The sequence below is a fragment of the Curtobacterium sp. ME12 genome (assembly GCF_903970855.1).
GTDB classification, from domain to species: domain Bacteria; phylum Actinomycetota; class Actinomycetes; order Actinomycetales; family Microbacteriaceae; genus Curtobacterium; species Curtobacterium poinsettiae_A.
The window spans coordinates 12,733-36,702 of record NZ_CAJCKD010000037.1 but is presented as its reverse complement, the minus strand read 5'-3'; the positions used below and the strand labels follow the sequence as shown (position 1 = coordinate 36,702).

The window sequence follows — 23,970 nt, the reverse complement described above, 5'->3', positions numbered from 1 at the left end:
AGCGGCCTGCGCAGCGCGCTGACGCGGACCGAGCGGCCTGCGCAGCGCGCTGACGCGGACCGAGCGGCCTGCGCAGCGCGCTGACGCGGACCGAGCGGCCTGCGCAGCGCGCTGACGCGGACCGAGCGGCCTGCGCAGCGCGCTGGAGCGGCCTGACTAGTCGTCCTCGCCGAGCAGCTCGCCACGCACCCGTCGGATGTCCTCGAGCAGCGCGCCGATGAGCACCCAGTGCCGGGAGTTCGGCCGCACCACCTCGAGCGGCGCGGTGAGCGCCGGCTCCGAGGCCTCCGCCCACGGCTCGGCGTCCGGTCCGAAGGCGACGGCGTCCACCCGGCCGACCCCGGCCACCGGGTCGAGCCGTGTCGACTCGATCCGCGCACCGAGGGTCCGGACGTCCGCACCGATCCGTGCCACCTCGGTCGCGATGCCGTGCACCACCGGGTCGTCGCGCAGGTCCGGTGCGGTGTTGTCGCGGATCGCCCGGGTCATCCCGGTGACGCGGGTCACCAGGACGCGCAGGTGGTCGGTGGTCACCACGTCGCGGTCGAGGATCGTCCGGTGCCGGCCGCCGCGCGGGTTCATGGTCAGGGACTCGCGCGCCGACCCCAGGGACGCCTCGGCCTTGGCGTGCTGCTGCCGCAGTGCACGGGCGGCGACGAGCGCCTCGTCCCATCGCTCGCGGTCCCACCCTTCGGTCAGGCCGATCGCGATCCGCTCGAACGCCACCGCGGTGTCGCGGGCGAGCCGGGCGACGGCGAGGTGCGCCGGTTCGAGCAGCACGGGCGGCACGATGAGCGCGTTCACGACCAGGGCGACGACCGCACCGATCACGGTCTCGAGGATCCGGTCGGCGGAGTAGTTCGGCGTCACGACCCCGGCGGTGAGCACGAGCATCCCGCTGATCCCCACCTGGGTGGCCGAGGTCGGGGTGAGCCGGAGCGCCCAGGCGATGAGGATCGCGAGCACGATGACGAGCAGCACGACGAACACGCCGTCGCCGAGCAGCAGGTGGAACCCGGTGGCCAGCACGACGCCGATCACGACGCCGGCGCTCCGCTCGAGCCCCTTCACGAACGACTGGTTGATGCTCGGCTGCACCACGAGCAGGGCAGCGATCGCCGCGAAGGTGGGGAACGGCCCCTGGATGACCAGGCGGCAGAGGAGCACGGCGGCGACCACCGCGACGGCGGTCTTCACGACCTGCAGGAACGGCGTGCGACTGGAGCTGCGGAGGCGCGCGACCGGGTTCACACCGACCACGGTAGCCACCGGCACCGCGCCGAGCCGTGCACGAACGCGACGAAACCCGCGCGACACGGTTGACTGATGTCGTGTGGCCCAACCATGAGCGCGTCATCCCGCAGGCCTTCGCCGGCTCCGGGACCTCGGTGGTGGCCGCACGGGCGCACTCCGTCGAGCCCTCGGGCAACGGGTACCTGTACGGCTACGAGGTCGACACGGTGGACCGCAACGGCCAGCGCGCCACGGTGCTGACCTACGTCGACACCGGCGGCACCCACGACCAGAACAGCGCGATCGTCACCGACCCGGCGACGGGCGAGCCGGTGTCGGTGTGGGCGTACCCGAACGACCCCGGCCTGCCGGTGCTGCCGCAGGTCACCTACCGCGATGCCGTCGCCGAGCTGCTGACCACGCTCGGCATGCCCGTCACCGACCCGGTGCTCACCGTGGCGGCGTACCGGCCCGGCAAGCGCGCGGTCGTGCGCGTCGACGCCCCGGAGCGCACGCTGTTCCTGAAGATCGTCCGTCCGCACCGCGTCGCACCGATCGTGCAGTCGCACGAGCAGTTCGTCGCGGCCGGTCTGCCGGTGCCGCGTGTGCTGTCCAGTCGAGGCGACGGCCTGCTCGTGCTCGAGCGCATCCGCGGCGTGCCCGCCGGCAGCCGCATCCTCGACATCGCCGACGACCCACGCTTCGTGGCGTCGCTCGCCGCGCTGAGCGGCCGGGTCGCCAGCGTCCCGATGACCCAGCAGGCCCGCGCCGACGCGATGGACCACGCGGACTGGCACCGTCGCACGCTCATCGCCGCCCTGCCGCGCGACGCCGAGGAGATCGACCGCCTGTACGACGCCATCGGTCGCCGCTCCATCGGCTGGTCGAGCTCGACCAAGCAGGTCGTGCACGGCGACCTGCACCTGGAGCAGGTCTTCGTCGACGAGGAGGAGCCGTGGCGCATCTCCGGGCTGCTCGACATCGACACCGCGGGTTGGGGCTTCCCGGTCCGTGACGTCGGCGCCGTCGTCGCCCACCTCGTCGTCACCGGGCTCTGGCACCGGTCCCGCGGGGACGCCGAGCGCGGTGCCGCCGCCGAGCGCCTCGCCGACGCGATCGCCCGCGACTGGGTCGCGCGCAACCCGCGCGAAGCCGATCGCATCGGACCCGCCATCGGCGCCCAGCTGCTCGCCCACGCCGGCGGCCAGGCGACCACCGGCTCCGCCAACGGGATCCAGACCGCCCAGCAGCTCCTCGCCGCGACGCAGGCCGCCCTGGCGGACGCGGCCCCGAGCCTCCCGACCGGTGGTTCGACCCGCCCGCGGTCCGCACCGCAGGTCTGAGACGCGGCCGAAGGACGGACTGGAGGCGCGGGTCGGGCCCGCCACGGGCCTCCCGTCCGCCGTCGCGACGCGCGCGGGCAACGCGCCGGTCGCCTCTGTCGGTGGTCCGGGAGTAAACTGAGCGCGCACGCACCGCGTTCCCGCGTGCCGCGTCGATTCCGGACGCGGCCGTCGATCACTTGATCGACGCGGGGACCGGGCCGTGACCGCCCCGAGGGGGCATCACGTGCGTGTGACGACGCCGGATCCCGGCGCGGACCGTCCGAACCTGCTCCCGGCAGGTGCCCGTGTGGAACGGCTCGCGGGAGTCCACCGGACGTCCCGAAGCGGGGACCGGCGATGCGGTGGGCCACGGTGGCCCGCAGCCGAACCGGAGCCGCGCCAGGCGCCGGTGCAGGACTTCCCGCCCCACGGGCGGATCGCCCCGACGTGTGGGCGGAACAGGAGGAGCGTTGGCTCGATCAGGCACCCGGCGTGCTGCCGGCGGGACGCGGACCGCGTCACGTCGCATCAGGCCGCTGGACAACGACGGCGTCATCCCCGTCCTCGCCCGCGCTGTGCGCGAGGTCGAGGCCGCGGCACAGCGCGGACCGCTCAAGGCATCGAACCGGTCGAAGTTCCAGGCCGTCGCCCTGCTCATGCGCGAAGAGCGCGCGCGGGTGAAGGCCGACACGGAGCTCACCGACGCGCAGCGCGCCGAGCAGCTCAAGCGGCTCGACGGCGTGGCCACGATCCTGGCGAAGACGGCGGCGCGCGACACCAGCGTCATCCAGCTCCTCGCCGAAGAGGTGCAGGTGTCCGAGGCGACTCGTGCGGTCAAGCGCGACATGATGATCGCCGGCGGCATGGAACTGCAGCCGGAGGACCTCGTCATCGCCTCCGAGCCGGCCGCGGTGGTCGAGACCCCGGTGCGGGCCGTCGTGCCGCAGGCGGTCGTGCAGCGCCAGCTGGCGAACCCGTTCATGCCGCCGGACTTCGCCCTCGCCGACCAGCCCGTCGCCCACCCGCGTCGCCTGGCGAACTGGGAACTGTTCGGGCCGTTGTTCAAGTCGTTCGAGTACGGCGCGGGCGGGGGAGCGGCGACGATGCCGCTGCCGGAGCCCACGACGCTGCACTCGCGCTCGGGCACCACGCTCATGAAGCACCAGGCGGAGCTCGTCGCCGCCGCGGCGCAGGGTCACCGCACGTTCCTGCTCGCCGACGAGCCCGGTCTCGGCAAGACCGCACAGTCGCTGCTCGCCGCCGATGCCGCGAACGCGTTCCCGTTGCTCGTCGTCGTGCCGAACGTCGTCAAGACGAACTGGGCGCGTGAGGCCGAACGCTGGGTGCCGAACCACCGCGCCACGGTGATCCACGGGGACGGCAACGACCTCGACGGGTTCGCCGACATCGTCATCGTGAACTACGAGATCCTCGACCGGCACGCCGGGTGGCTCGGCAACTTCGGGTTCAAGGGGATGGTCGTCGACGAGGCGCACTTCATCAAGAACAAGGACTCCCAGCGTGCCCGGTTCGTGCTGCAGATCGCCGAGCGCATCCGGCAGCGCACCGCCGCACCGCTGCTCATGGCGCTGACCGGTACCCCGCTGATCAACTCGGTCGAGGACTTCCGCACCATCTGGGAGTACCTCGGCTGGATCGACGACAAGAAGCCGCGCGCGAAGCTCATGAACGAGCTCGAGGAGATCGGCCTGACGCCGGCCGACCCCGGGTTCTTCGTCGAGGCCCGCCGTGCCGTCATCGACCAGGGCATCGTCCGACGCCGCAAGGTCGACGTCGCCGCCGACATCCCCGCCCGCCGGATCGCCGACATCCCCGTCGAGCTCGACGGTGACGAGGGTCGCTCCATCCGCGACGCCGAGCGCGAGCTCACGGCGAAGCTCGTCCGTCGCTACCACCAGGCGCTCGACGCCCGCACCGGGCAGGACCCGGTCGTCGGCATCGACCACAAGCTGGTCCGCCAGGTCGCGCGCTGGGAGCTCGAGGACCAGGACGCCTCGTCGACCGGCGAGAACGTGTTCTCGATGGTCCGCCGCATCGGTCGGGCCAAGGCCCAGCTCGCGGCCGACTACGCGGCACAGCTCGCCTCGAACGTCGGCAAGGTCGTGTTCTTCGCGAAGCACCTCGACGTGATGGACCAGGCGGAAGAGGTGTTCGCCCGTCGCGGCCTGCGCACCGCCACGATCCGCGGCGACCAGACCCCGACGCAGCGCACGGCCGAGATCGACTCGTTCGTGAACGATCCCGACGTCGCGGTCATCGTGTGCTCGCTGACCGCGGCCGGTGTCGGTCTGAACCTGCAGGTGTCGTCGAACGTCGTGCTCGCCGAGCTGTCGTGGACGAGCGCCGAGCAGACCCAGGCGATCGACCGCGTGCACCGCATCGGGCAGGAGGAGCCCGTCACCGCGTGGCGCATCATCGCCGCGCAGACGATCGACACCAAGATCGCCGAGCTCATCGACTCGAAGGCGTCCCTGGCCGCCCGCGCGCTCGACGGATCGGACGAAGAGGTCGTCGACTCCGGTGACATCCAGCTCGACGCGATGGCCGCGCTGCTGACCGAGGCGCTCGGCGGCTAGGCGGGCGCGTCCGGCGCTGCCCGGACAGCAAAACACCGGTGTTCACACTCTGAACCGCGTCATGCGTGTGTTCGGAGCGTGAACACCGGTGTCTTGCGAGGAGCACCTGCTCAGATGCGGGACTGCACCTCGGCCAGGGACGGGTTGGTCGCCGTCGAGCCGTCGGGGAACACCAGCGTCGGCACGGTCTGGTTGCCGCCGTTGACCTCGGCGACGAGCTCGGCGGTGCCCGGGGTCTGCTCGATGTCGACCTCGGTGAAGGGCACCCCGGCCTTCGCCATCTGGTTCTTCAGCCGGGCGCAGTAGCCGCACCACGTGGTGGTGAACATCGTGACGCCGCCGGCTTCGGGCGTGAACTGCTCGCGGGTGATCGTGTCGCTCATCCCTGCAGGCTAACCCCGGGTGCGGGGAAACCTCGCAGTGCCTGGTAGACAAGAGCGTGTGAGCCACACGCACCTCGAGATCGAGCGCACCTACGACCTGCCAGAGGGCGGTGCCCTCCCCGACCTCGTCGGCGCGGGCGGCATCCTCCGCACCGAGCACCAGGAGCCGTTCGGACTGGACGCGACCTACTGGGACACCGAGCGGTACGACCTGGTGGCCGCGCGGGTGACCGTGCGCCGCCGCACCGGTGGCCCCGACGCAGGCTGGCACATCAAGCGCTCGGAGTCGGACACGGTCCGCCACGAGCAGCAGTTCCCCCTGACCGACGACGCCGACACGGTGCCGGACGAGGTCCTCGCCGCGCTCTTCACGGAGCGTCGCGGCCGCGGGCTGCGCCCCGTCGTCCGGATCACCACCACCCGCACCGTCACCCGACTGCTCGACGAGGACGGCGACCAGATCGCCGAGCTCGCCGACGACCAGGTCACCGCCCAGCGCCTCGACGACGATGCTCCGGAGACCCCGCGCACCTGGCGTGAGGTCGAGGTCGAGACCGTCGACGGCGTCGACCCGCAGATCGCCCACGAGCTGTTCGCGGCCCTCGACGGGCGCTTCGCGGCCGTCGGCGCCGGCCCCGCCGCCGTCGCGTCCAAGCTGGCACGCGGGCTGGCAGGAGCACCGGCACCGCGCCTCCAGACCGAGGAGAAGCCGGCCAAGGGCACGACCGCACGCATCCTGGCGAAGCGGGTGCGCAAGCTGCGCGTCGCGCTGCTCGGCCAGGAGGCCCGGCTCCGCTCCGGTGACACGGCCGACCTCCGGCAGACGGCCGACACCACCCTCGAGATCGCCGCGATCCTGGGTGCCTACCGCCCGGCGTTCCCCGACGGCGATGCCGTCGACCGTGCCGCCCAGGCGGCGGACGGCCTGGCGGGCGTCACCGCGCGTGCGGCGCTGGCCGAGTACCTGATCGACCGGCTGCCGCGGGCGTCGTCGCCGGCGCAGGACGACCTGGTCGACGCGATGACCCGTGAGCGCATCCTCGCCTCGACCCGGGAACGTCGCGACCAGGCGGTGCGGGACGTCGTCGCGTTCCTGCACGGCGAGCCGTTCCTCGAACTGCTCGACGCCCTCGACGACGCGGCCGAGCGCCCGGCGCCGACGACGTGGTCGCTCCGCGCACCGAAACAGGTCGCGCAGGACGTCGGCGCCGACGTGAAGCCGCGGGTGCGCGAGCTCGTCCGGGCCGCCGTCGCCGACGACACCTCGGACACCGCCGCCGAGCGCGAGGCCGCCGACCGCACCACCACCGAAGCCGCGTGGCAGGAGACGATGCGCGCCCGGATGGCGATGGACGTGCTCGGCGACGACGCGTTCCCGCACGCGCTGTGGAAGCGGATCGGCACCGCAGCCGACGTACTGACCGAGCGGGTGCGGTCCCTGCACGCCCTCGACATCCTCCGGGCGAACGCGGCGATCGCGGAGCGCGGGGGTGAGGGCACGTTCGGGTACGGGGTGCTCGCCGGGGACCGGGTGCGCCTGGCCGAGGAGTCCTACGACGAGGCGGTGCACGCGCTCAACCGCGTGTGAGCGCGCTGCGTGCGCTTGGTGCGCTTGGTGAGCAGAAGAGGTCGGGTCCGACGTTCGGACCCGACCTCTTCTGCTCACCAACTGCGCGGTGCGGCTCAGCCCGCGGCGATCGGGTCGGCGGTCGCGGCGGCGGGCGTCTCGTCGGCGAGCCCGAGCACGTCGAGCAGCCAGGCGAGTTCGAACGCCCGCTCCTTCCAGGACGCGTAGCGACCGCTGACACCACCGTGGCCGGCGGACATCTCGGTCTTCAGCAGTACCGGAGCGCCGACTTCGCGGAGCTTCGCGGTCCACTTCGCGGGCTCGACGTAGAGCACGCGGGTGTCGTTGATCGACGTCACGGCGAGGATCTGCGGGTACTGCACGTCGTCGCGGACGTTCTCGTACGGGGTGTACTCGCTCATGTAGCGGTAGACCTCGGCATCGTGCAGCGGGTCGCCCCACTCGTCCCACTCGATGACGGTGAGGGGCAGGTCCGGGTCGAGGATGCTCGTCAGCGCGTCGACGAACGGCACGGCGGCCAGGATGCCGGCGAACCGCTCGGGTGCGAGGTTCGCGACCGCACCCATCAGGAGCCCGCCTGCGCTGCCACCCTCGGCCACGAGCCGGTCGGCACTCGTCCGGCCGGAATCGATCAGGTGCTCGGCGACCGCGACGAAGTCGGTGAAGGTGTTCTTCTTCGTCAGGGTCTTGCCGTTCTCGTACCAGTGCCGGCCGAGCTCACCGCCACCACGGACGTGCGCGACGGCGAAGACGACACCGCGGTCGAGCATCGACAGGCGCATGACGCTGAAGCCGGGGTCGATCGAGTGCTCGTACGAGCCGTAGCCGTACAGGTGCAGCGGTGCCGGGGAGCCGTCCTCGACGGCGTCACGACGCCAGACGAGCGAGATCGGCACGCGGGTGCCGTCCGACGCGGTCGCCCAGTCGCGTTCCTGCACGTAGTCGGCCGGGTCGTAGCCGCCGAGGACGGGCTGGCGCTTCTGGACGGTGACCTCGCCGGTGGCCAGGTCGAGGTCGCTGACCTCGGAGGGGGTCACGAACGACGTGTACCCGATGCGGAGCGTCGGCTGCTCCCACTCCGGGTTGCCGCCGAGACCCGCCGAGAACAGTGCTTCGTCGAAGGGGACCTCGTGTGCATCGCCGTAGCCGTCGCCCTCGATCGGGATGATCGCGACGCGGGGGAGCGCTTCGGAGCGGTACTCCAGTGCGAGGTGTCCGGCGAAGGCGTCGACCGACTCGATGCGGCGCTCGGTGTGGTGCGCCACGACGACGCGGCGGTCACGCTCGGACGTCGGGTCGTCGGCGGGGACGTCGACGAGCTCGAAGTTCTCGGCGCCGTCGTTGTGCAGTACCAGGAACCGGTCGCTGCCGCCGACGATGGCGTGCTCGATCTCGTACTCGACGCCCTCGCGGCGGGGCCAGACGACCTGGAACTCACCGGTCGGGTCGGCGGCGTCGAGGACGTGCGCCTCGGACGTGATCTTGGAGCCGAGCTCGATGACGATGTACTGCGAGGAGCGGGTGACACCGACACCGACCCAGTAGCGGTCGTCGGGCTCCTCGAACACCAGGACGTCGTCCGATGCCGCGGTGCCGACCGCGTGCCGCCAGATCTTGTCCGGACGCCAGGACTCGTCGACCGTGGGGTAGAACACGTAGCGTCCGGCCGGGTCGAAGGTGGCGCCGGCCCCGGTGTTCGGGATGGCGTCGCCGAGGCCGGTCCCCGTGGCCAGGTCGCGCACGTGCAGGGTGTACCGCTCGTCACCCTCGACGTCGATGCCGTAGACCAGGCGGGTGCCGTCGTCGCTGATGTCGTAGGTGCCGAGGGAGAAGAACTCGTGGCCGTCGGCCAGGGCGTTGCCGTCGAGGACCACCTGCTCGCCGGGGAGCGTCGACTCGCCCTCGACGACGGCGGGCGGTGTCCAGTCGTCGGGGCCGGCGACGGGCACGCGGCAGTGCACACCGTACTGGCTGCCCTCGGCGGTGCGGGTGAAGTACCACCAGTCGCCCATGCGGACCGGCACCGAGAGGTCGGTCTCCTGCACGCGGCTCTTCACCTCGGCGAAGATGCGGTCCCGCAGCGGCGCGAGGTGCGCGGTGGCGGCTTCGGTGTGGGCGTTCTCGGCTTCGAGGTACGCCAGGGTGTCGGTGGATTCCTTGTCCCGCAGCCACTCGTAGTCGTCGACGAAGTCGATGCCGTGGTGGGTCCGTGTCACGGGCCGCTTGGCGGCGCTGGGCGGGGTGGATGCGGTGTGCTCGTTGCTCACCGTCCCACCCTATTCGCCCGCACCCCCGGTCAGGCCGCCGTGTGCTCGCGCCCGCCCACCGCCGCCTGCACGCGCTGCTCGAACGCCTCGAGCTCGTCGACCACGGCGGGTGCCACCCACGCGCGGTCACGGCGACGACCGGTGACCGGGCGGAGCACTCCCGCCGACACCAGGTCGTGGGTCACGCGCTCGACCTCGTCAGCGGTGAGCAGGGTGTCCAGGTGCGTTTCGGTCAGGACGGGGTCGTCGGCGAGCGCACGGCCGACGACGGCGTGCGGGCCCGAGGCGCAGGGGCCTCCGGACCGGTCGGCGTCGTGCTCGGCGAGCAGCAGGGCGCTCAGCGTCGCCTCGTCGCACACCGTCCCGATCGCGAGGGCCAGGTCGACCACGAACCCGGTGACCCTGCCGTCGCGGTACTGCTCCAGGTGTCGGAAGTACCGCCGCCGGCCCGCAGCGAGCGCGGTGGCCACCGGTGCCGTGACCGTGGACGTCACCCCACGTCGCCGCAGCACGGCACCGATCAGCGCCCGCCCGATCCGACCGTTGCCGTCGGTGAACGGGTGGATCGACTCGAACTGCGCGTGGGCGATCGCGGCCTGTGCGATCGGGTGCAGGTCCACGCGGTGCACGAACGCGAACAGGTCGGCCATCAGCGGTGCCACGAGCTCGGGCGGCGGTGGCACGTACACGGCGTCGCGGGGTGTGGCGCCGCCGCCGATCCAGTTCTGCACGGCGCGGTACCTGCCGGCGTACCGTCCGTCCACCGGGTCGTCTCGCATCAGCAGGCTGTGTGCCTCGAGCAGGGAGGCCTCGGTGACGGTGCCCGAGTCCGCTCCGGACACCAGGTGCTCGACGGCTCCGCCGGCCCGGACGACCGCGGTGGCGCCCACGTTCGCCCGGATGCCGACGAGGGCCCGTGCCAGGTCGTCGATCGTCGCTGACTCGTCCTCGATCCGCGACGACGCCACGGCTTCGGTCCGGCCGAGCACGGACCCGAGCGGCGCGAGCCGGGAGCCGTGGTGGACGTCGAGGGCGCACAGGGCTGTGGCGCTCCGGTCGAGCAGCGAGACGGTGTCGTCGTCGGGTGTCCACCGAGCCCTCGCGATGGACGGGGGCAGCGACACCTGCACGGTGGTCACGAGCCGGTCGTCTCGGCACCCGCGGACGGCACTCCGCCACGGTCGCTCGCTGCGCTCGTGCGTGGGCCAGGTGTCGCTCCGGTGTGCCATCCCGCGACGGTAGGGCCGCCCCGACGCTCGACGCCAGGAATCGGTATTTCGCCCGCTCGCCACCGGGCGCTCGCCCGCTCGCCCTGCCCCGCTCCGCCCCCGCCCCCGCGCCCGCGCCCGCGCGTACCGTTGGTGCCATGAGCAACTCCTTCGCGATCACCGGTGCCCACGTCGTCCCCGTCTCCGCTCCCGCCTTCGACGGCGGCGCGGTCGTCGTCGAGGACGGCCGGATCACCGCGATCGGTCCGGACGTCACCCCGCCCGACGGCATGGCGGTCATCGACGCCACCGGTTCGTGGCTCGTGCCCGGGTTCGTCGAGGCGCACGGCCACGTCGGCATCCACGAGGAGGCCAACGGTGAGGCCGGTAACGACACGAACGAGATGACCGCGCCGAACATGGCCGGCGTCCGGGCGATCGACGCGATCGACATCGACGACGAGGGCTTCCGGGACGCGCTCTCCGGCGGGATCACGAGCATCGTCGTCAAGCCCGGCTCCGGCAACCCCATCGGCGGTCAGAGCGTCGCCATCAAGACGTGGGGCGGCCGCACGATCGACGAGCAGCTCATCTCCGACTCGGTGAGCGTGAAGAGCGCCCTCGGCGAGAACCCGAAGCGCGTCTACGGGGGCAAGGGCCAGACGCCCTCGACCCGGCTCGGTGTCGCGAAGATCATCCGCGACGCCTTCGTCGAGGCGCAGAACTACCGGGCCGCCCGTGACGCCGCCGCGGCGAAGGACGAGCCGTTCGCCCGTGACCTGACGAAGGAGACGCTCGTCCGGGTGCTCGACGGCGAACTCGTCTGGGACCAGCACACCCACCGCCACGACGACATCGCCACCGCGATCCGACTGTCCGAGGAGTTCGGCTACCGGCTCGTCGTGAACCACGGCACCGAGGCGCACAAGATCGCCGACGTGCTGGCCGCGAAGGACATCCCGGTCATCTACGGCCCGCTCTTCACCAGCCGCTCGAAGGTCGAGCTCCGCGACCGCGGCATCCCGAACCTCGCGACCATCGCGGCGGCAGGGGTCCGGGTCGCCATCACGACGGACGCGCCGGTCGTGCCGATCAACATGCTCGTCGACCAGGCGACCGCCGCGGTGAAGGAGGGTCTGCCCGCCCAGACCGCACTCGAGGCGCTGACGGTCAACCCGGCCGATTTCCTCGGGTTCGGGGACCGCGTCGGTCGCCTGGCCGAGGGGTACGACGCCGACCTCGTGCTCTGGGACGGCGACCCGCTCGATGCGGCCAGCCGCGCGACGCGCGTCTGGATCGACGGCGAGCCCGTCTTCGCGTGGTCCGACGGAACCGGCGTCACCACCCCGCGCTGGTAGCGGGTGCAGAGCCGGGAGGCCCGGATCGCGACGTGCCTGCGGGTCGCGATCCGGGCCTCCAGGCCGTTGCGCCGGGGGTGCCGCGTGCTCAGACCTCGCGCGCCAGCAGGAAGTCGTTGATGCGCGTCGTGAGCTCGGCGTCGATCGGCCGCACGTCGCCGTTCACCGAACGGATCGGGGCCGCCTGCCGCACGCTCGACACGAGCCAGAGCGCGTCCGCCGCCGCCAGGTCGGCGAGGGTGACGAGTTCGTAGGCGGTCTCGATGCCCTCCTGCTCAGCGAAGCGGAACACGTCGGCCTGCGTCGTGCCGGCCAGGATCCCGATGTCCGTGCGGGGCGTGACGAGCCGGTCGCCGACCTTCATGATCAGGTTGGCGCGCGTGCCCTCGAGCACGTAGCCGTCGCTCGAGACGAACAGGGCGTCGTCGGCGCCGCGGCGGACGGCCTCGCGCAGGGCGGCCATGTTGACGCCGTACGACAGCGTCTTCGCGCCCTGCAGCAGCCACGGCGAGGTGCGCTCGACGTCGTGCCGGTACCCGCGGTCCAGGACGACGACGGAGATGCCCTCGGTACGTGCGGCCGTGGAGTCGCCCGACGGCGCGGCGTAGACCCACCCGGTCGGGCGCTCGGTGCCCTCGACGCCGCGGGTCAGGACGGTCTTGGCGAAGGCCTCGCGCACCGGGTCGAGGCGGGCACAGACGGCCTCGATGGCCCGGCGCCAGGCCTCCGGGTCGGGGGCGGGCAGGTCGAGCATCGCGGCGGAGCGGCCGAAGCGGGCGAGGTGCGCCTCGAGGGCCTGTGGTCGGCCGTCGATCACCGTGATCGTCTCGAACACGCCGTCGCCGCGCGTGACGCCGAGGTCCTGCACCTGCACGTGCTCCTCGAGCGGCTTCGCCCAGGTGAAGGCCTCGGCCGCGGGGTCGTGCGGCGCGGCGTCGCGGGAGGGCTGGTTGAGGACGGCGAGCACGGTTTCGGTCATGCCTCCATCCAACCGCAGCTCAGCCCGCTTCGGGCAGCGCGCCCAGCAGCTTCCACACGGCGGGCGTCAGCTCGGGGTGCTGCAGCGCGATCCGGCGCAGCCGGTGGTACTCCTCGCCCAGCCGGGTGCCCTGCCCCGACGCCGGGTGGCTCGACCACTGCGCGTGCCGCTTGCCGATCGCCTCGTCCAGGTCGACGGCGTCCGCGCGCAGGATCAGCACGACCTGCTCGTCGACGGTGGGGAGCGTCGGCATGAACTCCCACGGGTCCTCACCCTGGCGGCTCCGGTGCTCGACGAGCATCGAGATCTCTTCCGCAGCCTCGGCGCGCAGCACTTCGAGGCTGCGCCCGGTCCTGCGGGGCTCAGCCATGGTGCCCCCGCAGCACGCCTGCCATGGGAAGAGCGTACGACACTCCATCGGTCACACTGGACGCGTGACCCTTCGCGACGAGAGCAAGTCCCAGCATCCCCGGGTGGTGGTCGTGTACCTGCTGCGCGACGGTTCGGCCGGCACGGAAGTGCTGCTGGGGGAGAAGCGCCGCGGCCTCGGCGCGGGCCGTCTGGTCGGCCCCGGCGGCAAGCGCGAGCCCGGCGAGTCCGCGGTCGAGACCGCCGTGCGCGAGGTGCGTGAAGAGGTCGGCCTGCGGCTCGACGCGGTCGACCTGGAGGCCCGTGGCACGTTGGACTACCGGTTCCCGTACCGACCGTCCTGGTCGCAGGTCTCGGACGTCTTCGTCTGCCGCCGCTGGCAGGGAGACCCGTCGGGCTCCGACGAGCTGGAGCCGCGGTGGATCGCGGTCGACTCCGTGCCCTACGACGCGATGTGGGACGACGCCCGCTACTGGCTGCCGGGGGTGCTCGCCGGCGGCAGCGTCCGCGCGCGGTTCACGTTCGCCGAGGACGACGCGACGGTCGCCGGGTTCACCGGGACGGGCGTCGGAGTGGGCGACTAGCTGCTAGCGCGGCTGCTGGGTGCGGGTGCTGCCGGTGCGCGCTTCCTCGGCGGCGGCCATGACGTCGGCGTCGCCGCTCCGGCCGCCCAGGGGTCGCACGAAGAAGTCGATGACGCCGACGACGATCGCGCCGATCATCGAGAACATCGCCCACCCGACGAACAGCCCGGCGGTGCCGCGGCCGTCGGCGGGCGCGAGCAGGACGCTCGCGGCGTAGAAACCGACCGTCAGCACGAGGAACACGACGACGACGGTGATGAGGACGCGGTGCCAGGTGATGCGCGGGTTCATCCGATCAGGATACGCGTCAGCGGTCGGCGTGCTTGCCGTGCTGCGCCGCCGCCGGTCGCGGTTCCTTCCGGTTCGCGGGGCGCTGCACGGCGATGCGACCGGTCGGTGTCGCGTCCGGCTCGAGGCCGTCGCGCCCGCCGGTGAAGACGTCCCCGCCGGTGCGGTCGTCCTCCCAGTCGTCGTCCCGCAGCACGCTCAGGGTGCCGGTCTCGGTGGAGGTCAGGCCGTGGCGCTCGAGCTCGGCGTCGCGCTGCCGGCCGAGGAACTCGCGGTTGGCGGTGTTGGCGTCCTGGAACATCGTGGTCCGGCCGGTGACGATCGCTCGGATCCGTCGGCGCTCCCACCACTTCTTGCCGAAGTACATCAGCACCAGGCCTGCCGTGGCGTAGCACGCCATCGTGATCAGGCCGCGGGCCGGGCCGGGGCCGACGCCGTAGACCTGGTGCTTGATCATGTCGACCATGCTCGAGCCGACGACGACGTTGTTCAGCCAGGCGAAGGGCTCGGGCATGAACCACTTCGGGTAGGCACCGCCGGACGACGGCATGGACAGGAAGACGAAGCAGATCATCGCGGGTGCGGCGATGAACCGGCCGACGAAGTAGCTCAGGCCGTTCACCGCCAGGCCGATCGCCACGATCCAGCCCCAGGCGATGAGCACGAGCTGGATCCAGTGCCCGTGGATGGCGCCGAGCACCGGTCCGGCGAGGGTGTTCGTGATGAGCGAGATGACGAGGCCGCCGACCACGATGACCGTCATCCGGGTGCGGTGCCGGAGCGGGCCGCCCATGATGCCGATGAACATCGCGACCATGTAGCCGCCGATGCACCACGCGAGCATGACGTACATCGCCACGGTGCCGTACTCGTCCCAGGCAGGCAGGGGTGCGAGCTCGGTGACCTTCGGGGTCGCGACGCCCAGGCCGGTCAGCACCGCGGTGAGGGTGGCCGGTACGAGGCTCGCGACCTGGAACTGGTGCGCGCTCGCCGTGAAGAACTCGTTCGCAGCGGGGTCGTACGCGACCGCCATCGAGCCGCCCACCACGTCGCGCTTCGCCTGCGCGAGCGAGTCGTACGTGTGGAACACGAACTCGCCGGGCAACGCCTGCTGCACCGCCCGCACGAACGCCGGGTCGCTGCCGATCAGGGCGATCGGGACGTCGTGCGGGTGCGGGGCGTGGAACGCGAAGACGTAGCACAGGCAGAACCCGACGATGAAGAACAGCGGCATCCAGAGCTGCAGGCCGATCAGCTGCAGCGACGGGTGCAGGGTCGAGTACCACCGGCGGTAGGCGCCGTGTTGCTGGGGCGCCGGCACCGGCGCCTGTCGCCGGGGTGCCGAACGCGTGTGCCCGGCGACCTTGCCTCCACGGCGCGGCTTGGTCCCACGTGCCGAGGGCCGGGTCCCGCGCGGCTTCGGCGGCGTCGGTCGGGAACCGCCGGGGCGCTCCGGTCCGTCGTCGTTCCTGGGGACGTCGTTCCGCGGCGTGCTCACTCGGCGCTCTGCTCCTGCTCTCGATCGGAGCGCCAGGATACGCCCGGGGTGCTCAGGAGCGACTGCGCGACGCCTGCGCCGAGTCCATCGCGAGTTCTTCGGCGTCGAGGGTCACGAGCACGCGGCGCATGACCTCTTCGTCGAGGTTCCCCTTCTCCCGCTCCTCGAGCACGATCTCGCGGCGGCGGTCGAGGAGCTCGCGCCGGATGTCCTGGATCTGCGAGCCACGCAGGCGCAGTGCGACGTTCCGTCCCTCGTCCTCTTCTTCCTCGGCGTCCTGACGGAACGTCTCGGCCTGACGCTCGAGTCGCGCCTTCAGGCGGTTGACCACCGAGTCGACGGCTTCCGAGCCGTACTGCTTCGCCCACGCCGGACGCCGCTTCTCGAGCAGCTCGATCGCGGCTTCGGTGGTGCGCTGGTTGAGCCGCATCTCGCTGCGCACGTCCTCCTCGCCCTCGGCCGGGTCCTGCACCTTGAGCGCGCGGATGACGAACGGCAGGGTGAGTCCCTGCAGCAGCAGGGTGCCGACGGTGACGAAGAAGGCGATGATGAAGATCGTGTCCTGCGCCGGGATGTGCGTCGGGTTCGCGACGACCGACACGGCTGCGGCCAGGGTCACCACGCCGCGCATGCCCGTCCACGAGATGACGGTGAGCTCCCGCCAGTTGAGCTTCGGCTCGGCGGAACCGCGCATCCACCGGAGCGAGGGATGCCCGCGGGACAGCTTGATCCGCAGGGGCCGGAGCCACTTCCCGTTGAACCGGTTGCGCGCGTAGGACTCGAAGACGAACAGCGGTCGGACCAGGATCACCACCGCGAGCACGACGGCCGCGGCGGTGAGCGTCTGCCCGAGGCTCCGCTCGCTCTCGACCAGGTCCTGCACGACGGTGTTGAGCTGCAGGCCGATGAGCGCGAACACGAAGCCCTCGAGGATGACGTCGATGCTCGTCCAGAGCGGGCGCTCCTGCAGGCGGGTGGCGTACCCCTCCTTCGGCGAGTTGTAGCCGATGTACAGGCCCGCCGTGACGACCGCGATGACCCCGGAACCGGACAGGTCCTCGGCGAGGATGTAGGCGACGAAGGGCAGCAGGATGCTCATGATCGTCTCGACCACGGGGTCGTTGATGCGCATCCGGATCCAGTGCACGACGACGCCGAGCACGATGCCGACGACCAGACCGACGCCGATCGCCAGGCCGAAGATGCCGAGGTCCTGCCAGATCGTCAGCGACGTGCCCGCGATGATGAGCGTGAACACCCGCACCAGGGTCAGCGAGGCCGCGTCGTTGATCAGGCTCTCGCCGGACAGCACGGTCATGACGCGGCGGGGGAGTCCGAGCTTCCGGCCGATCGCGGCGGCGGACACCGCGTCCGGCGGGGCGACGATCGCGCCGAGCAGGATCGCCGCCGGCAGCGTCATGTCCGGGATGAGCAGGTAGGCCACCCCGCCGACGACCAGGGCGGTGACGATCACCAGGAAGATGCCGAGCCGTCGGATCTGCTTGATCGAGCCACGGAAGCTCTGCCACGACACGTCGAGTGCCGCCGAGTAGAGCAGCGGCGGCAGGATCACCGTGAGGATGACCTCGGAGTCGATCTCCATCGGCGGCAGCCCGGGCAGGAACGAGGCCGCGAGGGCGACCGCCGTGACGAGCAGCGGAGCGGGGAGTCCCTTGGCCCGGGCGAACCCCGTCACCGCGAGCGATCCGATCAACAGGATGAGGAGCTCAGCGGTGTCCATGGACCCATTCTCCCATCGGCATGGTTCCAAACCTGAACGAGTGTGAAGCTGCGGTGAACAACGGGTTACCGATCAGGTTTGCTCGAAGCGCCGACGCCTGGGACACTTGCCCGCGGTGGACATCACACTCATAGTCGTCCTGGTCATCGCGTTGGCCCTCTTCTTCGACTTCACAAACGGTTTTCACGACACCGCCAACGCGATGGCGACCCCGATCGCGACCGGCGCCATGAAGCCCAAGGTGGCGGTCACCGTCGCCGCGGTGCTCAACCTGGTCGGTGCGTTCCTCAGCACCGCCGTGGCGACGTCGATCTCGCACGGGTTGATCAACGAGGGGCCCGGTGGCGTCGCCATCAGCCCCGAGATGATCTTCGCGGGCCTGATCGGGGCAGTCGTCTGGAACATGATCACATGGCTCCGCGGGCTGCCGTCGTCGTCGTCGCACGCGTTGTTCGGCGGGCTGATCGGTGCCGCGATCGTCGGCGCCGGGTTCCAGTCGGTCAACTACGTCGCGCTGCTGACGGTGGTGATCATCCCGGCGTTCGCTTCGCCCGTGATCGCCGCGCTCGTGTCGTTCCTGTCGACGCGCATCGCGTACCGGATCACGAAGCGTCCGGTGTTCCCGAACGAGCGCGGCGGGTTCCGCATCGGGCAGGTCTTCACCAGCTCGATGGTGTCCCTGGCACACGGCACCAACGATGCGCAGAAGACGATGGGTGTCATCACGCTGACCCTCATCGCCTCGGGCGCGCAGTCGTCGGACCAGGGCGTGCAGTTCTGGGTCGTCGTCGCGTGTGCCCTCGCGATCGCCCTCGGTACCTACACGGGCGGTTGGCGGATCATCCGCACGCTCGGCTCGGGCATCACCGAGATCCGTGCGACGCAGGGCTTCGCCGCCGAGGCCTCGACCGCCGCGACGATCCTCGCCTCCAGCCACCTCGGCTTCGCGCTGTCGACCACGCAGGTGTCCTCGGGCTCCATCATCGGTGCCGGTCTGGGCCGCCGCGGCTCGAAGATCCAGTGGTCGACCGCCGGCAAGATCGTGATCGCCTGGTTCATCACCCTGCCCGCGGCCGCCGCGGTCGGTGCGATCGCCTCGGGCATCGCCCGCCTCGGCGTCGTCGGGCTCGTGCTCGACGCCGTGATCGGCGCCGTCGTCATCCTCGGCCTGTACCTGTGGTCGCTCCGCAAGCCGCACGAGCAGGCCTCCGCGATCGAGGTCGACGTCGCCGCGAACGCGGTCCTGACCCGCAAGGAGCTGCGTGACATGCAGCGCAAGAAGCGTGCCGACGCGGTCGCCCAGCGTCGCGCCGAACTGAGCCGCGAGCGCACGCTCCGTCGCATGGCGGCCCGCAAGGGAGGCCGTCGCTGATGGGCATCGACTGGTTCGCATTCCTCACCGTGGCGCTCGTCGCCGTGGTCTCGTCGTGCTTCGTCGTCGCCGTGTACTCGGTCGGCCTCCGTCTCTGGAGCGCCGCCGACACCCGCGAAGGCAAGTTCACCGTGAAGGACGACGGCACGATCGGCCCGGCCACCGCCGGCTTCCCGAACCCCGCCGGAGTCTCGGCGGCCGCACGTGCGCTCCGTGCGGCGGCCATCGCGTGCTTCGTCGTGTGCGGCGCCGTCGTGCTCTACGGCATCTACCTCATCGTCCCGCAGTTCCACTGACGGGCATGCTCACCGGGTGAGCAGCAGACGCCGGGTCGCCCTTCGCGACCCGGCGTCTGCTGCTCACTCGTCGCGCCTTCGCCGGGTGCGCCGCGTGCGCTGCGCGAGCGGGCGAAATGCCCGCGTCTCCGCGCGCGGGAACCAGGCCGTTTCGCCCGCTCGCGTTCCGGGCGTGCCCGCGGGGCGGACGGGAGGCCCGTGGCGGCCTGGCACCGGGCCTCCAGGCCGTCGTGGGCGAGCGGGCGGAATGCCGGCGTGCGTTGCTGGGACGACCGCGCCATTCCGCCCGCTCGCGCGGGCGGCGCGCTTGGTGAGCAGAAGATGTCGCGTCGCGGTCTGGGACCCGACATCTTCTGCTCACGAAGCGACGGGAGGCCCGTGGCGGCCTGGCACCGCGCCTCCAGGCCGCCACGGGCGAGCGGGCGGAATGCCGGCGTGCGTTGCTGGGACGACCGCGCCATTTCGCCCGCTCGCGCGGGCGGCGCGCTCGGTGAGCAGAAGATGTCGGGTCGCGGTGCGGGACCCGACATCTTCTGCTCACGAAGCGACGGGAGGCCCGTGGCGGCCTGGCGCCGCGCCTCCGGGCCGTCGCGGGCGAGCGGGCGGAATGCCAGCGTGCGTCGCGGAGGCCACCGTGGCATTTCGCCCGCTCGCGCAGGGACGCCGCCGGTCACACAACCCCGGCGCGTTCCCGGACCGGCCGGACGGACGGGACTAGCCTCGACGAGTGACCGGCAACGAGGAGGCACCTGTGACGACGACGACGCGGACCGAGAGCGACTCGCTGGGATCACGCGAGGTCCCGAAGGACGCGTACTGGGGCATCAACACGTTGCGGGCGCTCGAGAACTTCCCGATCACCTCCGTGCCGATCGCCGTGTACCCGGACCTCATCGAGGCGCTCGTCACGGTGAAGCAGGCTGCGGCGCGGGCGAACCGGGCGATCGGCGTCCTCGACGAGGAGCGCGCCGACGCGATCGATCGTGCGGCGCAGGAAGTCCGCGACGGGGCGCTCCGCGAGCAGTTCGTCGTCGACGTCGTGCAGGGCGGCGCGGGGACGAGCACGAACATGAACACGAACGAGGTGCTCGCGAACCGGGCCCTGGAACTCCTCGGGCGGGAGCGGGGCGACTACGGGTACCTGCACCCGATCGACCACGTGAACCGCAGCCAGTCGACGAACGACACCTACCCGACCAGCATCAAGATCGCGATGATCTTCGGGGTCCGACGGCTCATCGAGCAGCTCGAGGAGCTCTCCGCGGCGTTCGCCGAGCGGGGCCGAGCCTTCGCCGACGTGCTGAAGGTGGGCCGGACGCAGCTGCAGGACGCCGTGCCGATGACCCTCGGGCAGGAGTTCACCGGGTTCTCGCACACGATCCAGGAGGATGCGGACCTGCTCCGCAAGGTGATGCCGCTGCTCGCCGAGATGAACCTCGGCGCGACGGCGATCGGTACCGGGATCACCGCGGACCCGCTCTACCGCGACGAGGTCCGCCGGCAGCTGCAGGAGGCGAGCGGCATCGACGTCGTCACCGCCCCCGACCTCATCGAGGCGACGAGCGACGCCGGTGCGTTCATGACCCTGTCCGGCACGGTGAAGCGCAGCGCCGCGAAGCTCTCGAAGATCTGCAACGACCTGCGGCTGCTGTCGTCCGGTCCGCAGGCGGGTCTCGGTGAGATCACCCTGCCCGCTCGCCAGGCCGGCTCTTCGATCATGCCGGGCAAGGTCAACCCGGTGATCCCCGAGGTCGTGAACCAGATCGCCTACGCGGTCGCCGGAGCGGACACCACCGTGACGATGGCGGCGGAGAGCGGGCAGCTGCAGCTCAACGCCTTCGAGCCGATCATCGCCCACTCGATCCTGCAGTCGCTGCAGTGGATGTCCCGTGGCTGCGCGACCCTGCGTGAGCACTGCGTCGTCGGCATCGAGGCGAACGAGGCGAAGCTCGCCGCCCAGGTCGACACGAACGTCGGCGTCGTCACCGCGCTCACGCCGTACATCGGGTACGCGGCCGCGGCGTCGATCGCGCACACGGCGCTGACCACCTCGACGCCGATCTCGACGCTCGTGGTGGCCGCGGGGCTGATGGAGGAGGACCAGGTCATGCGGGTGCTCAGCCCGGCCCGGCTGTCGGGCATCGAGCTGGCGACGGGTGCGATCCCGGTCATCACCGAGGAGATGCTGGACGCCGAGGCACGAAAGCGCTGACGCCGGGCAAGCGCGCGCACGCCCGGGCGCGGCACGGTCGCACGACCCGCACCCGCGCACACACCGTCAGGGCAGCGGCCGCTCGCCCACCCGCACCTGCTGCGCCATCGCCCGCAGGTGCTCCTCGCCCGGGGTCGACTCGGCGTCCTCGTCCTCGTCCTCGGCCACCCGCGCGGCCTCGGCCCGCACGTGCTGCGCGGCCGCGATGTCCTGGTCCCGCCACCGCGCGAGCGTGAAGTTCCGCGTGACGTCCCGCAGCGGCAGCCGGATCGACTCGTCCGCCTCGATGCCGGCGAGCAGCTGCCGCATCCGGATCACCTCGGAGTCGAGCTCCCCGCCGACCACGAGCACGAAGTTCGAGATGTACAGGTACACGAGCAGCAGGATCGCGCCACCGAGCCACCCGTAGGCGCGGTTCCCGCCGCCGAGGGTCTCCACGTAGAGCGCGAACCCCACCGTGGCGATGGCCCAGGTCACGATCGCGAACGCGGCACCGGCCGACACCCACCGCAGCTGCGGGGTCTTCACGTTCGGCGTCGCGTAGTAGAGCACCGCCACCATGACGACGAGGTCGGCCGCGAGCACCGGCCACTTCACGACGTTCCACACGTCGTCGATCCACGGCGCCCACCCGAGCTGTCGGATGACGGCCTCGGAGATCGTCGGCGTGCCGAGCAGGATGACGATGGCGACGGCACCGCCGACCATGACGAGCAGCGTGACGAGGAGCATCATGCTGCGGAACTTCCAGATCCGTCGGCCCTCCTCGACCTCGTAGGCGGTGTTCATCGCCCGTCCGAAGGCCGTCGCGTAGCCGGACAGCGACCAGAGCGTCAGCGCGACACCGATCGTGAACCCGAGCCACGGGTTGTCCAGGGTCAGCAGCTGCCGGAGCGGCCCCTCGAGGTGCTCGGCGGTCTCCGGCCGGACGATGAACCCGAGGACCTCCACGATGTCGGTCAGGCTGTCCCCCTTGCGGTCGACGATGGACAGCGCCGACACGACCGCCAGCGCGGTCGGGAACACCGTCAGCAGCGCGAAGAACGTCAGCGACGCGGCCGCGTCGACGACGCGGTGCCGGATGACCGAGTGGTAGGTGCGCCGGACGACGGCGCGGACTCCCGTCCGCTGGAGGTCGCGCGATGCGCTGTCCGGCATGTCCCGTACGGTACCCGACACGTGACGGCCTGGAGGCCCGTGGCGGGCCCGCCCCGCGCCTCCCGTCCGCCCCTTGGTCGCGTCGCGATCCCCTGCAAGACACCGGTGTTCACGCTCCGCACCGCGGAACGCGGGTGTTCCACGCGCGAACACCGGTGTCTTGCGGGCACGCTCGCGCCGCCGCCGTCAGTCGGCGTGGGGGTGCAGGGCGTCGTAGCGGCGGAAGGACGGGACCATCCGGAGGAGCAGCGCGACGAGGCCGATGATGAGCACGCCGCCGATGACCGGCGGGTACGCGATGCCGGCCGCGACGACCAGGCCGGCGTACAGGTCACCGAGCCGCGGGCCGCCCGTGACCACGACGATGAAGATGCCCTGCAGCCGACCGCGCATGCCGTCCGGCGACGCCGCCTGCAGGATCGTGTTCCGGAACACCGAACTGACGTTGTCCGCACCGCCGGCCATCGCCAGGAACAGCGCCGCGAGCCCGAGTGCCGGCAGGATCTCGACCCCGAACGCCTCGCCTGAGCGGCCGCCGAGCACGTGCGCCAGCGCGATGACCACGCCGAACGCCGCGATCGCGCCGCCGTACGCCGTGATGGCCCAGCCGACGGCCTCACCCTGGCGTCGGACGTGCCCGAGCGGCCCGGAGAACACGCTCGACAGCAGCGCCCCGATCGCGTACGCGGCGGTCAGGGTGCCGACGGTGATCGACCCGCCGCCGATGACGAGCGCGCCGATCGCGGGGAACAGCACGCGCGGCTGCCCGAAGGTCATCGCGATGATGTCGAGCACGAACGTCATCGTGATGTTGCGCGACCGCCGCAGGAACTTCGCACCCTCGATGAGCGAGCCGAGCCCGGGCCGCAGCGCGTCGTGGTCGGCGGCCATCCGCGGCAGTGTGAACACCCCGAGGAACGCGAACGTGAACAGCACGACGTCGATCGTGTAGGTCGGCGCGAACCCGACACTCGCGATGAGCACGCCGGCGATCGCCGGACCGACGGTGACCTGGAACCCCGACGCGATCCCGCCCAGGGCGCTCGCCGCGGGCAGCAGGTCGGTGCCGACGAGTCGCGGGACGATGGCCGAGCGGGAAGCGTTGCTGACGGTGGCGGCCACGGCGTTCACCGTCGCGAGCACGTAGAGCAGTGCGACGCTGTGCAGGTCGAGCCAGGCGTGCGTGGCGATCAGAGCCACGGCGACCCACGCGACGATCGACGAGACGAGCGCGACGAGGCGTCGGTCGAAGGCGTCCGCGAGCATCCCGCCGTACAGGCCGGCGACGATCATCGGCACGAGCGCGATGACACCGACCAGGGCCACGGCGAAGGTCGAGCGGGTGATCTCGTAGACCTCGAGACCGACGGCGACGGTGGTCATCTGGGTGCCGATGCCGGCGATCGCGGTGCCGGCCCAGAGTCGGGCGAAGGCGGGGGAGCGGCGGAGCGGGGTGAGGTCGGCGAGCAGGCGGCGGCGCGGCGGTGCGGGAGTCGATGGTGTCACGGTGGAAC

General features: G+C 71.6%; 19 protein-coding genes. 8 read left to right on the top strand and 11 right to left on the bottom strand.

Annotated elements, in window-relative coordinates; all coding sequences use genetic code 11:
• Positions 1 to 156: 156 nt before the first annotated feature.
• Complete coding sequence (locus H7A73_RS15225) at positions 157 to 1,251, bottom strand: FUSC family protein (RefSeq protein WP_182066733.1); 1,095 nt, start codon at positions 1,249 to 1,251, stop codon at positions 157 to 159.
• A gap of 80 nt (positions 1,252 to 1,331) precedes the next feature.
• Here H7A73_RS15225 and H7A73_RS15220 point away from each other — a divergent pair, with 80 nt between their 5' ends.
• Positions 1,332 to 2,576: an aminoglycoside phosphotransferase family protein gene (locus tag H7A73_RS15220; protein ID WP_182066732.1), complete on the top strand. Its 1,245-nt coding sequence runs from the start codon at positions 1,332 to 1,334 to the stop codon at positions 2,574 to 2,576.
• Positions 2,577 to 3,028: 452 nt separating this feature from the next.
• A complete protein-coding gene (locus H7A73_RS15215) occupies positions 3,029 to 5,155 on the top strand; it encodes a DEAD/DEAH box helicase (RefSeq protein ID WP_182066731.1) in 2,127 nt (708 codons plus the stop codon).
• A gap of 110 nt (positions 5,156 to 5,265) precedes the next feature.
• Here H7A73_RS15215 and H7A73_RS15210 read toward each other — a convergent pair whose 3' ends face one another.
• The gene (locus tag H7A73_RS15210; protein ID WP_182066730.1) at positions 5,266 to 5,538 is read right to left on the bottom strand and encodes a mycoredoxin; all 273 of its coding nucleotides are present in this window, start codon (positions 5,536 to 5,538) and stop codon (positions 5,266 to 5,268) included.
• A gap of 58 nt (positions 5,539 to 5,596) precedes the next feature.
• Here H7A73_RS15210 and H7A73_RS15205 point away from each other — a divergent pair, with 58 nt between their 5' ends.
• Positions 5,597 to 7,126, top strand: a complete 1,530-nt coding sequence (locus H7A73_RS15205; protein ID WP_182066729.1) for a CYTH domain-containing protein — start codon at positions 5,597 to 5,599, stop codon at positions 7,124 to 7,126.
• Positions 7,127 to 7,221: 95 nt separating this feature from the next.
• Here the strand turns inward: H7A73_RS15205 and H7A73_RS15200 are convergent, their stop codons facing one another.
• Together H7A73_RS15200 and H7A73_RS15195 are read right to left on the bottom strand one after the other, a co-directional pair.
• Positions 7,222 to 9,393 carry a S9 family peptidase gene (locus H7A73_RS15200; RefSeq protein WP_182066728.1) on the bottom strand — a complete coding sequence of 724 codons (2,172 nt, stop codon included), beginning with the start codon at positions 9,391 to 9,393 and terminating at the stop codon, positions 7,222 to 7,224.
• Positions 9,394 to 9,422: 29 nt separating this feature from the next.
• A complete protein-coding gene (locus H7A73_RS15195; RefSeq protein WP_182066727.1) occupies positions 9,423 to 10,622 on the bottom strand; it encodes a Fic family protein in 1,200 nt (399 codons plus the stop codon).
• A 137-nt stretch (positions 10,623 to 10,759) separates the two neighbouring features.
• Between H7A73_RS15195 and H7A73_RS15190 the strand changes: the two genes are divergently transcribed.
• The gene (locus H7A73_RS15190) at positions 10,760 to 11,959 is read left to right on the top strand and encodes an amidohydrolase (RefSeq protein WP_182066726.1); all 1,200 of its coding nucleotides are present in this window, start codon (positions 10,760 to 10,762) and stop codon (positions 11,957 to 11,959) included.
• 88 nt (positions 11,960 to 12,047) lie between these two features.
• Here the strand turns inward: H7A73_RS15190 and H7A73_RS15185 are convergent, their stop codons facing one another.
• The gene (locus H7A73_RS15185; RefSeq protein WP_182066725.1) at positions 12,048 to 12,938 is read right to left on the bottom strand and encodes an aminodeoxychorismate lyase; all 891 of its coding nucleotides are present in this window, start codon (positions 12,936 to 12,938) and stop codon (positions 12,048 to 12,050) included.
• 19 nt (positions 12,939 to 12,957) lie between these two features.
• Positions 12,958 to 13,308 carry a tryptophan synthase subunit alpha gene (locus tag H7A73_RS15180; RefSeq protein ID WP_027464736.1) on the bottom strand — a complete coding sequence of 117 codons (351 nt, stop codon included), beginning with the start codon at positions 13,306 to 13,308 and terminating at the stop codon, positions 12,958 to 12,960.
• Positions 13,309 to 13,372: 64 nt separating this feature from the next.
• On the opposite strand from H7A73_RS15180, the gene H7A73_RS15175 reads away from it, so the two are divergent.
• Entirely contained in the window at positions 13,373 to 13,891 is a 519-nt protein-coding gene (locus H7A73_RS15175) for an 8-oxo-dGTP diphosphatase (RefSeq protein ID WP_182066724.1), read from the top strand.
• Between the two features lie 3 nt (positions 13,892 to 13,894).
• On the opposite strand, the gene H7A73_RS15170 is transcribed toward H7A73_RS15175, so the two are convergent.
• The 3 genes from H7A73_RS15170 to H7A73_RS15160 all read right to left on the bottom strand — a co-directional run bounded on the left by H7A73_RS15170 (position 13,895) and on the right by H7A73_RS15160 (position 17,418).
• Entirely contained in the window at positions 13,895 to 14,182 is a 288-nt protein-coding gene (locus tag H7A73_RS15170; protein ID WP_111023185.1) for a hypothetical protein, read from the bottom strand.
• A 16-nt stretch (positions 14,183 to 14,198) separates the two neighbouring features.
• On the bottom strand, positions 14,199 to 15,500 hold the full coding sequence (locus tag H7A73_RS15165; RefSeq protein ID WP_182066723.1) for an ABC transporter permease: 1,302 nt from the start codon (positions 15,498 to 15,500) through the stop codon (positions 14,199 to 14,201).
• Positions 15,501 to 15,729: 229 nt separating this feature from the next.
• Positions 15,730 to 17,418 carry a cation:proton antiporter gene (locus H7A73_RS15160; protein WP_182066722.1) on the bottom strand — a complete coding sequence of 563 codons (1,689 nt, stop codon included), beginning with the start codon at positions 17,416 to 17,418 and terminating at the stop codon, positions 15,730 to 15,732.
• A 115-nt stretch (positions 17,419 to 17,533) separates the two neighbouring features.
• Between H7A73_RS15160 and H7A73_RS15155 the strand changes: the two genes are divergently transcribed.
• The 3 genes from H7A73_RS15155 to H7A73_RS15145 all read left to right on the top strand — a co-directional run bounded on the left by H7A73_RS15155 (position 17,534) and on the right by H7A73_RS15145 (position 21,298).
• On the top strand, positions 17,534 to 18,790 hold the full coding sequence (locus H7A73_RS15155; protein ID WP_182066721.1) for an inorganic phosphate transporter: 1,257 nt from the start codon (positions 17,534 to 17,536) through the stop codon (positions 18,788 to 18,790).
• Positions 18,790 to 19,086: a hypothetical protein gene (locus tag H7A73_RS15150; RefSeq protein ID WP_182066720.1), complete on the top strand. Its 297-nt coding sequence runs from the start codon at positions 18,790 to 18,792 to the stop codon at positions 19,084 to 19,086. Before H7A73_RS15155 ends, H7A73_RS15150 begins: the two co-directional genes overlap by 1 nt.
• A gap of 751 nt (positions 19,087 to 19,837) precedes the next feature.
• Positions 19,838 to 21,298 carry an aspartate ammonia-lyase gene (locus H7A73_RS15145; protein WP_259362931.1) on the top strand — a complete coding sequence of 487 codons (1,461 nt, stop codon included), beginning with the start codon at positions 19,838 to 19,840 and terminating at the stop codon, positions 21,296 to 21,298.
• A 66-nt stretch (positions 21,299 to 21,364) separates the two neighbouring features.
• On the opposite strand, the gene H7A73_RS15140 is transcribed toward H7A73_RS15145, so the two are convergent.
• Positions 21,365 to 22,456 carry a YihY/virulence factor BrkB family protein gene (locus H7A73_RS15140; RefSeq protein WP_182066718.1) on the bottom strand — a complete coding sequence of 364 codons (1,092 nt, stop codon included), beginning with the start codon at positions 22,454 to 22,456 and terminating at the stop codon, positions 21,365 to 21,367.
• A 186-nt stretch (positions 22,457 to 22,642) separates the two neighbouring features.
• A complete protein-coding gene (locus H7A73_RS15135; RefSeq protein ID WP_182066717.1) occupies positions 22,643 to 23,962 on the bottom strand; it encodes an MFS transporter in 1,320 nt (439 codons plus the stop codon).
• Positions 23,963 to 23,970: the final 8 nt, after the last annotated feature.

Coding starts and splice junctions, on each gene's coding strand:
- H7A73_RS15210 (WP_182066730.1), bottom strand. CDS start 5,538: ATGAGCGACACGATCACCCGCGAGCAGTTCACGCCCGAAGCCGGCGGC.
- H7A73_RS15195 (WP_182066727.1), bottom strand. CDS start 10,622: ATGGCACACCGGAGCGACACCTGGCCCACGCACGAGCGCAGCGAGCGA.
- H7A73_RS15190 (WP_182066726.1), top strand. CDS start 10,760: ATGAGCAACTCCTTCGCGATCACCGGTGCCCACGTCGTCCCCGTCTCC.
- H7A73_RS15185 (WP_182066725.1), bottom strand. CDS start 12,938: ATGACCGAAACCGTGCTCGCCGTCCTCAACCAGCCCTCCCGCGACGCC.
- H7A73_RS15180 (WP_027464736.1), bottom strand. CDS start 13,308: ATGGCTGAGCCCCGCAGGACCGGGCGCAGCCTCGAAGTGCTGCGCGCC.
- H7A73_RS15170 (WP_111023185.1), bottom strand. CDS start 14,182: ATGAACCCGCGCATCACCTGGCACCGCGTCCTCATCACCGTCGTCGTC.
- H7A73_RS15160 (WP_182066722.1), bottom strand. CDS start 17,418: ATGGACACCGCTGAGCTCCTCATCCTGTTGATCGGATCGCTCGCGGTG.
- H7A73_RS15150 (WP_182066720.1), top strand. CDS start 18,790: ATGGGCATCGACTGGTTCGCATTCCTCACCGTGGCGCTCGTCGCCGTG.
- H7A73_RS15140 (WP_182066718.1), bottom strand. CDS start 22,456: ATGCCGGACAGCGCATCGCGCGACCTCCAGCGGACGGGAGTCCGCGCC.